This window comes from Arenibacter sp. F26102, assembly GCF_023015865.1.
Lineage (GTDB): Bacteria > Bacteroidota > Bacteroidia > Flavobacteriales > Flavobacteriaceae > Arenibacter.
Map to the genome: position 1 here is coordinate 17,255 of NZ_JALKBC010000014.1, position 13,254 is coordinate 30,508.

At 39.6% G+C, this 13,254-nt stretch carries 11 protein-coding genes; 5 read left to right on the forward strand and 6 right to left on the reverse strand.

The window, feature by feature from the left end:
- Position 1: 1 nt before the first annotated feature.
- From MWU78_RS17270 to MWU78_RS17290, 5 genes are all read right to left on the reverse strand, one after another.
- On the reverse strand, positions 2–691 hold the full coding sequence (locus MWU78_RS17270) for a glycosyltransferase family 2 protein (protein WP_247000026.1): 690 nt from the start codon (positions 689–691) through the stop codon (positions 2–4).
- Between the two features lie 159 nt (positions 692–850).
- Positions 851–2,431 carry a 4Fe-4S binding protein gene (locus MWU78_RS17275; RefSeq protein ID WP_247000028.1) on the reverse strand — a complete coding sequence of 527 codons (1,581 nt, stop codon included), beginning with the start codon at positions 2,429–2,431 and terminating at the stop codon, positions 851–853.
- A gap of 9 nt (positions 2,432–2,440) precedes the next feature.
- Positions 2,441–3,787 (reverse strand): FAD/NAD(P)-binding oxidoreductase, encoded by a 1,347-nt coding sequence (locus tag MWU78_RS17280; RefSeq protein ID WP_247000029.1) that lies wholly within the window; start codon positions 3,785–3,787, stop codon positions 2,441–2,443.
- A 201-nt stretch (positions 3,788–3,988) separates the two neighbouring features.
- Positions 3,989–5,035 (reverse strand): ATP-binding protein, encoded by a 1,047-nt coding sequence (locus tag MWU78_RS17285; protein WP_247000030.1) that lies wholly within the window; start codon positions 5,033–5,035, stop codon positions 3,989–3,991.
- The gene (locus tag MWU78_RS17290; RefSeq protein ID WP_247000031.1) at positions 5,035–5,721 is read right to left on the reverse strand and encodes a response regulator transcription factor; all 687 of its coding nucleotides are present in this window, start codon (positions 5,719–5,721) and stop codon (positions 5,035–5,037) included. Before MWU78_RS17290 ends, MWU78_RS17285 begins: the two co-directional genes overlap by 1 nt.
- A 325-nt stretch (positions 5,722–6,046) precedes the next feature.
- On the opposite strand from MWU78_RS17290, the gene MWU78_RS17295 reads away from it, so the two are divergent.
- From MWU78_RS17295 to MWU78_RS17315, 5 genes are all read left to right on the forward strand, one after another.
- Complete coding sequence (locus MWU78_RS17295) at positions 6,047–7,465, forward strand: hypothetical protein (RefSeq protein ID WP_247000032.1); 1,419 nt, start codon at positions 6,047–6,049, stop codon at positions 7,463–7,465.
- 93 nt (positions 7,466–7,558) lie between these two features.
- Entirely contained in the window at positions 7,559–10,387 is a 2,829-nt protein-coding gene (locus tag MWU78_RS17300) for a TonB-dependent receptor (RefSeq protein ID WP_247000033.1), read from the forward strand.
- Positions 10,388–10,556: 169 nt separating this feature from the next.
- A complete protein-coding gene (locus MWU78_RS17305; RefSeq protein WP_187581269.1) occupies positions 10,557–10,874 on the forward strand; it encodes a T9SS type A sorting domain-containing protein in 318 nt (105 codons plus the stop codon).
- A gap of 182 nt (positions 10,875–11,056) precedes the next feature.
- Entirely contained in the window at positions 11,057–11,380 is a 324-nt protein-coding gene (locus MWU78_RS17310) for a T9SS type A sorting domain-containing protein (protein ID WP_247000034.1), read from the forward strand.
- Between the two features lie 197 nt (positions 11,381–11,577).
- The gene (locus MWU78_RS17315; protein WP_247000035.1) at positions 11,578–12,555 is read left to right on the forward strand and encodes an acyl transferase; all 978 of its coding nucleotides are present in this window, start codon (positions 11,578–11,580) and stop codon (positions 12,553–12,555) included.
- Here the strand turns inward: MWU78_RS17315 and MWU78_RS17320 are convergent.
- The gene (locus MWU78_RS17320) at positions 12,550–13,083 is read right to left on the reverse strand and encodes a hypothetical protein (protein ID WP_247000036.1); all 534 of its coding nucleotides are present in this window, start codon (positions 13,081–13,083) and stop codon (positions 12,550–12,552) included. The two genes, MWU78_RS17315 and MWU78_RS17320, sit on opposite strands and share 6 nt — an antisense overlap.
- Positions 13,084–13,254 lie beyond the last annotated feature (171 nt).

Consider the following 13,254-nt stretch of genomic DNA (forward strand, 5'->3'; position numbering starts at 1 on the left):
TTTATTTTAAACTGTATTTAAATATCCAACCTAGGATTTTTGCGCCTGCAAATATAGTACCTTTTACCGTACCTGATACTTTTGATATGCCAATTCTTTTTTTGTAACGCACTGGTACTTCGGTATATGTAAATCCCTTTTTTAGAACTTTCAACTGCATTTCTACGGTCCAACCGTAGGTCTTATCCTCCATCTCCAATGCCAAAAGCTTGTTGTACTTTATGGCTCTAAATGGACCCAGATCAGTAAAAGAAGCTCCAAAGAACCATTTCATTAAAGTGGTGGCCAAGGCATTTCCAAAGACCTGTTGTGGCGTCATAGACCCTTCCTCCCTCAACTCCTTTGTTCTGGCCCCAATAACGAAATCTATGTTGTTTTCGACTATAGGTTTTACCACTTTGGAAAGTTCTTCGGGATAATCCGAATAGTCTCCGTCCATAAATACGATAATATCGGGTGTTTTGGATTGTTTGGATATATAATTAATTCCTAGAAGGCAGGCATAACCATAACCCATTCTATTTTCTGTGAGCACCGTTGCTCCGGCATCCCTGGCATTAAGGGCGGTATCGTCCGTAGAATTGTTGTTTACGACAATTATTTCAGAAACTATTTCGGGGATTTCTTTTATTACACTTGCAATGGAATCAGCTTCATTATAGGCAGGAATTATTACTTTGATATCGGTCATTAGTGTATATGAAGAATGATTCTTATTTATCCATTGATATTTACCTGAAGCATCATAAATACCAATAGCCCCATTTAAAGGGCAAAGGTATCAATACTTTTATCAATTAATATATCTTCAAGTGTTGTAAGGCATAAAAAATTAGCCCTGACCACTGACTTATTTCTTATTTACCAGGTCCATTAGATCAACATCATTGCCCAAAAGAACCGTTGTGGGGTTAATCCTTCCTTCTAGCGGTCCGTTTTCCAACTTTAAAACCCCTCTTGGGCAAACTGCAGAACAAATACCGCAACCTACGCAGCTAGATCTAATTATATTTTCTCCTTTTTGGGCGTAGGCCCTAACATCTATGCCCTGTTCGCAATAAGTGGAACAGTTGCCACAGGAAATACATTGACCTCCATTGGTGGTAATCCTAAAGCGCGACTTAAACCTTTGTACAAACCCTAAATAAGCCGCTAAGGGGCAGCCAAATCTACACCATACCCTATTTCCAAAAATAGGATAGAACCCGGTACCGATCACTCCCGCGAAAAATGCACCGATCAACAGACTATAGGCACTTTGTACACTCTGCGTTTTTAAACCCAAGACGGTACTGGATTCCGTAAAAAAACTGTAGAGTGTCATCAAGGTCATTCCCACGGCAAAGACCAATACACTGTGCACCAACCACCTTTCCACTTTCCATGAAAATAAGGATTTGCTGGAATGTTGTCTATAGGGATCCCCCAAGGTCTCTGCCAATCCACCACATCCACAGACCCAGGAACAATACCATCGTTTACCAAAAAAGTAGACCATAACGGGCACGATCACCAAAGTAAGTACAATGCCCCAAACCAGAATAAAGAGACCTATTCCACCACTGTTCAACAACGACTTTAGATTCCATTGAAAAAAGAAATCGTAATCTAAAGGAAAGGCGTTCTTAAAATCGTAATACGGCATCTGCAGGCGGACCATTATTTCCGGAATCAGAAATGCAAAGACAATTTGAAAGAACAATACAGATGTAGTACGCACCATTTGGTACATATTGTGCCTGTATTTAATATACATCCTAACGGCCATAACCGTCATTACGGTACAATACATAAATCCGTAAACAAACCAATGTCCGGCAGCATTTCCACTTAAAAATTCACTGATCGGATCTACGAGGTACGTCCAATTTACCGCATATTCGGAACGAAAGTACAGTACTAAATAAAAGGAAACCAGAAAAACGAAGACCATCCAGGCAATCCATCCCCTATTGGTGGCATTCTCATGGTAGATGCCATTATTTTTTATTCCTTTTTGGCCCAACAAAACGACATTGGGAATAATAAAAAGTAATGCTCCCAATATTCCAAGACCAAAGGTCAGGAACCACATTAGCCCCTTATTTTCCACTAGAAAACCTTTGCCAGAAACTTTGCCCACTGCAGCAGCCATGTCATGCGGACCAGTATAGATGACCTTTTTGTATTCCTTATTCTTTCTATGCTGAGTATTGGCAGTCTCAAGTGCATTTGCGATTTTAGGTGATAGGGAATGCATACCGCTGAACTCTTTGCCCACCACATTTTTCTCCATTTCCCGAATGAAAATTTCACTGGAAATGCCTTTTTCCTGTAGTACTTTATCGAATGTTGCGGAGCTTACTCTAAACTCCCCAACAATTGGAAGAATTGTAAATATGATTAGGCCGATTAGAAAAATGAAGAGCCCAACTTTTTTTATTATTTGCATCTTAAAATCTTATACGTTGCTAAAAATTCGTTTCCAACTTTTCTTTTTAGGGCTAATGTTCGTGCCAAACTGATCATTATATTGGGATATAATGGCTTTCTCGTATTGGGCACAAAATTCGGGATCAAAATTGGCATCCTTCAAATATTCCAAAACGTAATCCATTGTCCTTTTCTCTGTTAGCCATCGATCCAAAATTTCATGACGCATCCTAATACCAAAAGTATTGATACCCAAGAGCAGCTTGGTATCCTTTTGAAAGGCAATGGTAACACATATTTTTTCCTTGGGATGCCGCCAATGAAAATGCTGTTCATGGTCCTTTTTTGATCTATCACTAAACACCCAACCATACGTTTGGTATTCTATATCCAAAAACTTTGCGGAATTAAACCAATGCCCTGGCTTATAAGCCCTTTTCCTGCCACATATGGTCTGTGCCAAAGTCTCTCCCATCATTCTGCCCGTATACCATACTGCCTCTACCGGCCTGCGACTGCCAATGGCCTCATGTTGTTCCGCACAATCCCCAATAGCATATATGTCTGGTATGTTCGTTTCCAAAAAATTATTGACTTTAACGCCTTTGCCGAGTTCAATACCAGAGCCTTTCAAAAAATCGATATTTGGAGTAACGCCAGCTGTAAGCCCTACCACATTACAAGGGATAGTTTCACCCTTATCAGTAACCACGGCCTTTGCCCAACCATTTTCATCTGCAATAATTTCCTGAAGATTGGTATCCAATTTTAGGTCTATGTGATGCTCCAAAATGTGCTCATTGATCATTTGCGAATCACCTGAGGGCAGGACTCCATCCCAAAAACTCTTTTCACGCACCAAAAATGTCACTGGGATATCCCTACTTCTAAGCATTTCCGCCAACTCAATCCCTATTAAACCTCCACCAACGATTACCGCTCTTTTACAAACATCCTTGTTGGGCGCATTAGCTTCCAGCAATTCCAAATCCTGTTTGGAATACAAGCCTTGGACCCCTTTCAAATCCTGTCCGGGCCATCCAAATTTATTGGATTTGGAACCAGTAGCAATTATAAGTTTATCGTATTCAATTTCCTCGGAACTTGTCAACAGCAATCTTTTATTGGCCGTATCTACCTTAGTAACATAACCGTTGACCAAATCCAATCTATTTTTTTTCCAGAACCAATTCTCGTAGGGTTGCGTATGCTCAAACTTCATATGCCCCATATAAACATACATTAATGCCGTTCTAGAGAAAAAATACTTGTTCTCTGGGGAAATAATGGTGATTTTTTTGTCGGAAAGTTTTCGAATATGGCGTGCTGCCGTAATACCCGAAATTCCATTACCAATAATAACAATGTGTTCCATAGGTCTTTGGTTGTTGCATAATCTGTCGCACCTAAAGATAATAACTTAATCGTTTGCCTCTAATTTAGATTTATTTAACACAATGAAGCCCAATGGCCATAGGCAGAAAATGAAGTATACACCCGGAAATTAACTATAAGGGATGCACGAATTTATATGCAGCCCAGATACTGCAAATTAATTTTAGTTTGGAAGAAAAAATTATTTGTTTGCTTTTTCCAGTGTAAAGGAAAATTCAGAACCTATATCGAGGACGCTTTCCACATAAATCTTTTCGTTATGTGCCTCTATAATATGTTTTACAATCGCCAAGCCCAGGCCAGACCCACCTTCGGCCCTACTTCCACTTTTATCGACCCTATAAAACCTTTCGAAAATGCGGGCAAGGTTTTGTTTGGAAATTCCCTCCCCATTGTCGGTCACCCTGATAATGACCTTATTTTTAATTAAGTTCTCTATACTTACCTCAGTGGTACCGTTCTGCTGCCCATATTTAATGGAATTAACCAGCAAATTGGTGATTACCTGTTGTATTTTTTCCTTATCAGCCTTGACATAGATTGGATTTTTGTAATCCATATCAAAGGTTAAGGTAATATTCTTTTTAGCAGCCTTCATTTCCAAAAGGTCAAAAACATTCTGGAAAAGATCTAGAATATTAAAATCCTCTATCTCCAAATTCAGGTCCCCCACTTCCAATTTGGTAATTAGATCCAGATCCTTAACAATATAAATAAGTCGCTCCACACCCTTACTTGCACGTTGAAGATACTTTTTTCTTAGACTTTTATCATCCATGGCACCATCCAAGAGGGTCAAAATATAACCTTGGACCGTAAACAATGGTGTTTTTAATTCATGGGAAACGTTACCCAAAAAGTCCTTTCTATATTCCTCACGGATCTTTAAGGTGTCTATTTCAATCTTTTTATCCTTGGCAAACTTTTCTATTTCATCTGTCAGGGTCCGCATATCAGTTGTAATGGTCTTGGATGCCAAAGAGGTTGACTCCAGTAGGGCAACATCGTTGTATATACGCTCAATTTTACGGTAGATAAATTTTTCTACCCTCAACTGTACTACGAAAAATGATAAAAGGGAGGACGTTAAGGCAATAATAACCAATAGTGACCAATCCATAGCACCTCTGTTCCACAAAAAGACCCCTAATACCACGCTCAGTAGAAATGAAATTAGAATTGCGGAACGAAGGGCAAATCGATATGATTTTTTTATCCTCGTGGTCATTATAATACAAACTTATACCCCACCCCTTTTACAGTTTTAAAGTGATCATCCCCAATTTTTTCGCGAAGCTTTCTAATATGGACATCGATGGTTCTACCACCCACAACAACCTCATTGCCCCAGACTTTATCCAAGATCACCTCTCTTTTAAATACTTTATTTGGCTTGGATGTCAATAGCGCCAGAAGTTCAAACTCCTTTCTAGGAAGAACAATTTCCTCTCCTTTATTAATGATTTTGTACTCCTCCCTATTTATTACTATATCACCAACCTTAAAGATATCCTCTTCCTCTTGTTCCTCGTTCTTTAGTCTTCTTAGCAAAGCCTTTACTTTACTGACCAAAACCTTTGGCTTTATAGGCTTTGTAATGTAATCATCAGCGCCGGCATCAAATCCTGCCATTTGCGAATAGTCCTCGCCCCTTGCGGTCAGAAAGGTAATTAAAGTATCCTCCAGGCCTTCAGTTCTACGAATGATCCCGCAGGCTTCAATACCGTCCATTTCGGGCATCATTACGTCTAAAATAATCAAATGGGGCTTTTTCTTTTTTGCCTTGGCAACACCTTCCATACCGTTTTTGGCGGTAATAACTTCATACCCCTCAGCAGATAAATTGTAACCTACAATTTCCAGAATATCCGGTTCATCATCAACCAAAAGTATCTTAATGTCCTTTTTTTTCATGCTTTATTTTTTTGTCTTAAAACGGTCATATGTAACCTATTTCCTTTGGGAGGCCGGTTACTGAAATCTATCACAACTTATAATTGTGACCTATTAAACCATGCCCGTTTAACCTTAATATTTATTGGTTATTCGCGCCCAAAAGTAAAGATAATACTATTACACCAAACCTCTTAACATGGATTTAATATAGTAACATTTAGATAACCTTAAGCCAACAAACTATTAATCTGAGGGTAACAGGACTTTTACAGTTAGGTGATTAATTTGCCATGTTTAAATATAACAAGTGAACTCAAAAATGAAACCAAAAAATTCAGTTGAAATGAAAAAACTATTATTATCCGCATTGGCCATAGGTGCCTTAGCATTTACATCATGTACCAATGACGACGAACCACCGATAGCTGAAGTAATAGCTACCTGTAATGACGGAATTCAAAACCAAGGAGAAACCGGTGTTGATTGTGGTGGACCCAACTGTCAGCCATGTACAGAGGCTACCGCTACTTGTGAGGATGGTATCCAGAACGGAGACGAAACCGGAGTAGATGTAGGAGGATCCTGTGCAGAAATCATAACCGTATCCGGAGAAATATCTGCCGACACTACTTGGACTGCAGACAATATATACATATTGGCAGGTAAAGTAGTTGTTGGAGTTGGAAAAACCTTGACCATTGAGCCAGGTACTATCATTAAAGGTAAAGCCGGTTCAGGTTCCTTGGCTTCTGCGTTAATTGTGCAAAGAGGATCTAAGATCATGGCCGTAGGTACTGCCGAAAAGCCAATCATCTTTACCGCTGAAGAGGACAACCTAGGTGTTGGACAAAGCGCTGGAACCAATTTGGACGAAACCGCTAGAGGTAAATGGGGCGGATTAATTGTTTTGGGAAGGGCCACTGGTTCTTTTAAAAACGATGTTACCGAAGTACAAATAGAAGGTATTCCTGCAGATGATACTTTTGGACTTTATGGCCCTGGTGATGCATTAAACGACGACGACAATTCTGGTGAATTGGAATACATCTCTATACGCCACGGAGGTGCCTTGATCGGAGAAGGCAACGAAATTAACGGTCTAACTTTAGGTTCCGTAGGTCGTGGCACGAAAATTAACCACATAGAAGTTGTAGGTAATGTTGACGATGGTGTTGAATTCTTTGGTGGAACCGTTGATGCGTCCAACCTTGTGGTTTGGGCCCAGGGAGATGATGCCTTGGATATTGACCAAGCTTATTCAGGAACTATAGACAATGCCTTGGTAGTTTCAGGGGAGGCTTCTGACCACGCCTTTGAAATAGATGGCCCCGAAGGTTCTATTACAGGTTCTTTCACCCTTCAAAATACTACGATAGTTGGAAGCTCCACAGCCGCTGACGGAGAATACGCAGATTACAGAAGTAACGCTATGGGTACTACCAAGAACATCTATGCCATTGGATTCCAGGCTGGAAAAGATGTTGAATTGGATGCCAACGACGTAGCCCAGAACTTCTTGGACGGCAAATTAACCTTTGAAGCTTGGCAAACTGTAGGTTTCAACAACAGTATTTTCTCAGAGAAAGTATTAAAAGATGACGCCGGAAACGATGTGCAGTCAACTATCATATTAGACCCAACATTTACGGAAAGAGCTGCTACCTGGACCTCCCAAGTTACCGCTGGTGCCCAAACAGTAGGTGCAGACCTTAGCGTATTTACTTGGACCTATGCATATGCAAAAACAGGATTGAGTTTCTAATTCGGAACAATACACCCCTATAAAATAACAACCATGCTCGCCCATTTACAGTGGCGGGCATTTGGTTTATTACGATTTAATTATCAATTACTTATGAAATATTCACTTAGACTTTCAACTTTCACTTTTTTCATTTTTCAACTCATTTTTTCACAAACTGGCGAGGTAACGGGATCATTGATCGATGCCGATTTTCAAGACCCTGTACCCTTTGCCAATATATTAGTTAAAGGCACCACTATAGGTACAACCTCGGATTTTGATGGTAATTACAAACTAAGCCTTGAGGAAGGCTCCCACAACCTTTCTTTTTCTTTCCTAGGTTATAAAACCGTGGAAATTACCAATGTGGTCATTAAGGCCAACGAGGTAACCAATGTAAACGTTACTATGGAAACCCTGGCCGAGGGTCTAGACGAAGTAGTGATAACGGTAAGCGTTAAAAAAAATACGGAAACAGCTGTATTGGGCCTCCAAAAAAAAGCCGTTAACCTTTTGGACGGACTATCTGCCGAAGCCTTCAAAAAATCGGGTTCCAGTGATGTAGCCAGTGCCATAAAATCTGTACCGGGAGTATCTGTACAAGGTGGCAAATATGTCTATGTTAGGGGGCTAGGAGATCGCTATACCAAATCTATTTTGAACGGGGTGGACATTCCAGGACTGGATCCGGACAGAAATACCATTCAATTGGACATTTTCCCTACCAATATCATAGATAATATCTTGGTTCTTAAATCTGCGTCTGCGGATTTACCTGCAGACTTTACAGGTGGTATAGTTGATATTGTTACCAAGGACTATCCCACCAAAAAAGAGCATAGTATTTCCTTAGGTGGTAGTTACAATCCTGACATGCATTTTAACGAAAACTATTTGGACTATAAAGGAGGTTCTACAGATTTCCTAGGTTTCGACAACGGAAACCGAAGTGTTCCCATTAACCGGAATCAGGAAATTCCAAGTACTTTTGAATACAACCCACTATTGACGGCCATTACCAAAAAATTTAATCCTGTACTATCGGCAATGAAAGCAAATAGTGCCATGGACTATAGTTTTGGATTTACCACGGGCAATCAATACAATGTGGGAGAGGGCATGAACAGATTGGGCTTTTTAGCATCCCTATCCTATAAAAATACCACCACCTTCTATGAAGGGGCGGAAAACAATTTCTACCGAAGAAATGCGGACACCTCTGTATTTGAACTGGATACTGATAGAACGCAGACCGGTGATATAGGCAGAAACAATGTATTGGTAAGCGGCCTTTTGGGCACTTCCTTTAAGACTGAAAAATCCAAATACAAACTTAATCTCCTTCATATTCAGAACGGAGAATCTACTGCAGGTTACTTTAGCCAGACCCTGAATTTCTCGGATTTTATCAATTTCTCAAAAGATAACTTGGAATATACCCAACGTTCCATCACCAACGCATTACTTAGCGGAATACATTCCAGCGAAGATGCTTCATGGACTACGGAATGGGCCCTTTCCCCTACCATGTCCAAAATTCAGGACAAGGATATTAGAACAACATCTTTTAGAGTAGAGGATGGCGTATACTCCATACCCCAGAACAACCAGCCAAAAAGAATCTGGAGGGATTTGGAAGAGATCAATGCAGTTGCCAAATTGGATTTTACCAAAAAATATGATTTTCTGGAAAAAGACGCCAAATTAAAATTTGGTGCCTATGGTTCCTACAAGAATAGGGATTTTGGCATATTAAACTTTGAGATTGAGAACAATGGATCAACTACCAAGTTCAATGGTATTGCAGACAACATCCTATTGGAAGAAAACCTTTGGACCGTTAACAACAATTCCGGTTCCTATATTGACCCCGACATCTCGGTTGCAGAACCGGCCAACACCTATGAGGCAGCACAACAAAATATAGCAGGTTATGTATCAAACGAGTTTAAACTGGGACAAAAATTACGAACTATCCTTGGTGTTAGGGTGGAGAAATTTGAATCCAAATATACCGGGGAGGACAATAAGGACATTAATGACCCTGAAAAGGTTATTTATGACAACGAAACCATAATAGATAAGTTCGACCTTTTCCCTACGGCCAATTTAATTTACGAGCTTACGGAAGAGGTAAACCTTAGAGGGTCCTATTCACGAACTACGGCAAGACCTTCCTTTAAGGAAGCTTCCATAGCCAAGATCTTTGATCCTTTATCCAACAATACCTTCATTGGCAATATTGATTTGGACCCAACCTACATTAACAACTTCGACTTTAGGGTTGAATGGTTTGGAGAAAGTGCCGAGATGATCGCATTGAGCAGCTTTTATAAAAAATTCACCGATCCCATTGAACTTACGTACTTCGAATCCTCATCCGATAACTTTACCCCACAAAACCTCGGTGATGCGGACGTAATTGGACTGGAATTTGAACTAAGGAAAAACTTAGGGTTCATTGCAGCACCACTTCAAAATTTTAGTCTGAATGTAAATACCTCTATCATTAAATCTACCCAAGTTTATAGCGAAAGTGAGCGTAATCTAAGAACGTTGGGACTTAGGGATGGAGAAACCTTGGGCAATGACAGGGAGTTACAGGGACAATCACCTTACCTTATAAATTCCGGTTTAAATTATGAGGGAGCCGAAAACGGCATCCAAATGGGTATGAACTACAATGTACAGGGTAAAACATTACAGGTGGTTGGTAACGGTTTTGTGCCGGATGTATACACCATGCCATTTCATAATTTAAACTTTAACTTCTCCAAGAGTTTTGGCGAAAACCAAAATCAGAGCGTAAGTTTTAAAATAAGCAATCTTTTGGACGATGATGTAGAAAGTGAGTATGAATCCTACAAGGCTGAAAATCAGACCTTCTCCAAAAGAAGTCCTGGTAGGTCATTCTCCTTAGGATACAATATAAAATTCTAGAAGCCTTCTTCATTCTTCATAAAAAAGAGGCAAGATTCTTTGTTAAAAAAACATAGAATCTTGCCTCTTTTTGCATTTCATCGAATATTCTCGTATAAATTTAGTTGCCGCTAACGTGCTGCGCTTAAAATTATTACATTTACGGTATATTATTTGTTGTTAAATTTCTATGAAGCAACTCTACCTAGTTATAGCCTTACTTTTTATCTCAATTTCCTATGGACAGGATCCCAAAGGAAATAGTGGAGGAGGCGATATACCCGGTTTTAAGATATATCCCAATCCGGTTACCAATGGAAGGGTATATATTAGTACTTCCCAGAACGCCCCGAAGCAAATTCTAATTTTCGATATTTTTGGATCTCAAGTTTTGGAAACCACAATTATCGGTTCTGAATTAAATGTCAATGATCTGGTTGCAGGGGTCTATATGCTAAGGGTTAACGAAAAAAACAAAGTAGCTACGCGTAAACTGATTATTAAATAGTACTTCCCAACTTTTTCCAGATTTACAACTCTTTCAATTACCTCATTTTTAGGCTTTAGTATTGTAGTGCAATACTTATAATAAGGATTCACATACAAAAACTGCTCGTTTACAACATTTAATACCTCCAGCTTCCCTATTATGCTACATTTACTGTATTGATCCCAAATCAATACTAACCTATGAAAATATTTTACACCCTACTTGTCATGGTATTTTCTATGGCTGTTTCTGCACAGGAATTTATTGAAGAACCTGTGGACAGAACTGCCCAGCCCAATACATTTAAGTTATATCCCAATCCGGCCTATCAGGAGGTGGTTTATATTACCACCAAGCACAACGGAGTAAAGGATGTGGTAATCTATGATGTTTTTGGCACCATAGCCTTACAGGACCGTATTAAGACCAGTCTTTTAAACATATCAAAACTAGCACCTGGGGTATACGTTCTGCAAATCACCGAAAACCGGATAACGATGACCAGAAAATTGGTGGTGAAATAAGACATCTAAGCAACACTTTTTCTTTTCTGAAAATCGCATTATAACCAATTATTCCCTATTTTTCTTTCACGGCCAATGGCTGGTATACCTTGTTACATTCCAAAATACATTTTTACCCTATATCAATTCTCAATAAAACCATAAAATAGGTTTTCCACTCTACTGTTATCATTACTTTTGTGGTTGTTAATTAGAATATGCCCGTAGATCCTATTTTTAATATTTCCACTGAAGAAGAGTTCAATGCCATGGCCTTGAAAACTTTTGGAATCCAGTATCAAGGAAATTTGGTCTATCAGGAGTTTTGCAGGCACTTGGGCAAAGATGTATCCAATGTCAAAAGCATAGAGGATATCCCTTTTCTACCGATAGAATTTTTTAAAACCAAAAAAGTAATTACCGGCTCCTTTACTCCCCAAATTATATTTACCAGTAGTGGCACCACTGGAAGCGAAGTTAGCAAGCATTATGTCCGCAATACGGAACTATATGAAAATAGCTATCTAACGGCCTTTAAACAGTTTTATGGGAACATAGAGGACTATTGTGTACTGGCGTTATTACCTTCCTATCTGGAAAGGGAGGGTTCTTCCTTAATATATATGGCAAATGATCTGATCATTAAAAGTACCCATCCGGACAGTGGCTTTTATTTGGATGATATTGATCGATTGCAGAAGACGGTAGCAAGATTGGATGACAGCGGTACAAAAATACTTCTTCTGGGGGTTTCTTTTGCCCTTTTGGACATGGCGGAAGCGTACCACTTAAACCTCAAGAATACCGTAATTATGGAAACCGGAGGTATGAAAGGACGAAAAAAGGAATTGATACGTGAGGAATTGCACCAATTGCTAAAAACCGGTTTTGGAGTTCCTAATATCCATTCCGAATATGGGATGACGGAGCTATTGTCCCAAGCCTATTCAACGGGGAATGGACGTTTCATTGCCCCTAAGTGGATGAAAGTATTGACGCGCGAAACCGAAGACCCATTAACGTTACAGGAAGTGGGGAAAACAGGTGGTGTAAATGTCATTGACCTGGCCAATATTCACTCCTGCTCCTTTATTGCCACCCAGGATTTGGGCAAGGTTTATAGCGACGGTAGTTTCGAAATACTCGGTAGGTTTGACCATTCCGATATTAGAGGCTGTAATTTAATGGTATTATAACCCCAAGATCTTAGCGTCCACAAAAAAGGTTGTAGCTATACCAATTTCATAATCCGTAGATAAAAACTCATCGGTAACGGTTTTTAGCCTAAGCGTGTAGGTATCCTTCTTTATATATTCCTTTAGATCCTCTGTAGTGGTCACCAATTCCAACTGTTCTCCAGGGTTGGCGGACACTTCCTCGTTCCAGGCTATTTTGATCTCAGGTAAATCTTCAGCCGACATATAAATAATAATCGATTCCAAGAAGCTGAAGTCTTCCCCTTCCGGAGAATTAACGGTCATCACTAATTTCCTTAGGACAATTTCCTCTATTAAATCCTTTCTAGTATCGTTTACTTCAAACTCGGCAGTTGAGTTGGTCTCGGTCTCAGGTGTAAAAACGTCAAAGGGCAGATCTACTCCTGACGATGAGGGAATAACAACTGTTTGGTTAAAATCCATCTCAAATTTTGTCAGCGAATCCAACAATTTCTCGCAAGAAACAAAAACACTAACCAGGGCAAAAATCAATAAACACTTCTTCATGGGGGCATATTTTATTAGGCTAACGGGAATCTCCTGGTTTTATTGGGCAACACGGGCAAAAAAAATAAAACGACGGTCTTGGATAAGGAAGTAGAGGGTCTTTTACCGAATAATTCCAATTTTTAAATAATAAAATGACTACGCTTTACTGCACTACCACTCCTAACAAGA

Excerpts from the sequence above, each read along its gene's own strand:
- MWU78_RS17270 (WP_247000026.1), bottom strand. The coding sequence starts at position 691 with ATGACCGATATCAAAGTAATAATTCCTGCCTATAATGAAGCTGATTCC.
- MWU78_RS17275 (WP_247000028.1), bottom strand. The coding sequence starts at position 2,431 with ATGCAAATAATAAAAAAAGTTGGGCTCTTCATTTTTCTAATCGGCCTA.
- MWU78_RS17280 (WP_247000029.1), bottom strand. The coding sequence starts at position 3,787 with ATGGAACACATTGTTATTATTGGTAATGGAATTTCGGGTATTACGGCA.
- MWU78_RS17285 (WP_247000030.1), bottom strand. The coding sequence starts at position 5,035 with ATGACCACGAGGATAAAAAAATCATATCGATTTGCCCTTCGTTCCGCA.
- MWU78_RS17290 (WP_247000031.1), bottom strand. The coding sequence starts at position 5,721 with ATGAAAAAAAAGGACATTAAGATACTTTTGGTTGATGATGAACCGGAT.
- MWU78_RS17295 (WP_247000032.1), top strand. The coding sequence starts at position 6,047 with ATGAAAAAACTATTATTATCCGCATTGGCCATAGGTGCCTTAGCATTT.
- MWU78_RS17300 (WP_247000033.1), top strand. The coding sequence starts at position 7,559 with ATGAAATATTCACTTAGACTTTCAACTTTCACTTTTTTCATTTTTCAA.
- MWU78_RS17305 (WP_187581269.1), top strand. The coding sequence starts at position 10,557 with ATGAAGCAACTCTACCTAGTTATAGCCTTACTTTTTATCTCAATTTCC.
- MWU78_RS17310 (WP_247000034.1), top strand. The coding sequence starts at position 11,057 with ATGAAAATATTTTACACCCTACTTGTCATGGTATTTTCTATGGCTGTT.
- MWU78_RS17315 (WP_247000035.1), top strand. The coding sequence starts at position 11,578 with ATGCCCGTAGATCCTATTTTTAATATTTCCACTGAAGAAGAGTTCAAT.
- MWU78_RS17320 (WP_247000036.1), bottom strand. The coding sequence starts at position 13,083 with ATGAAGAAGTGTTTATTGATTTTTGCCCTGGTTAGTGTTTTTGTTTCT.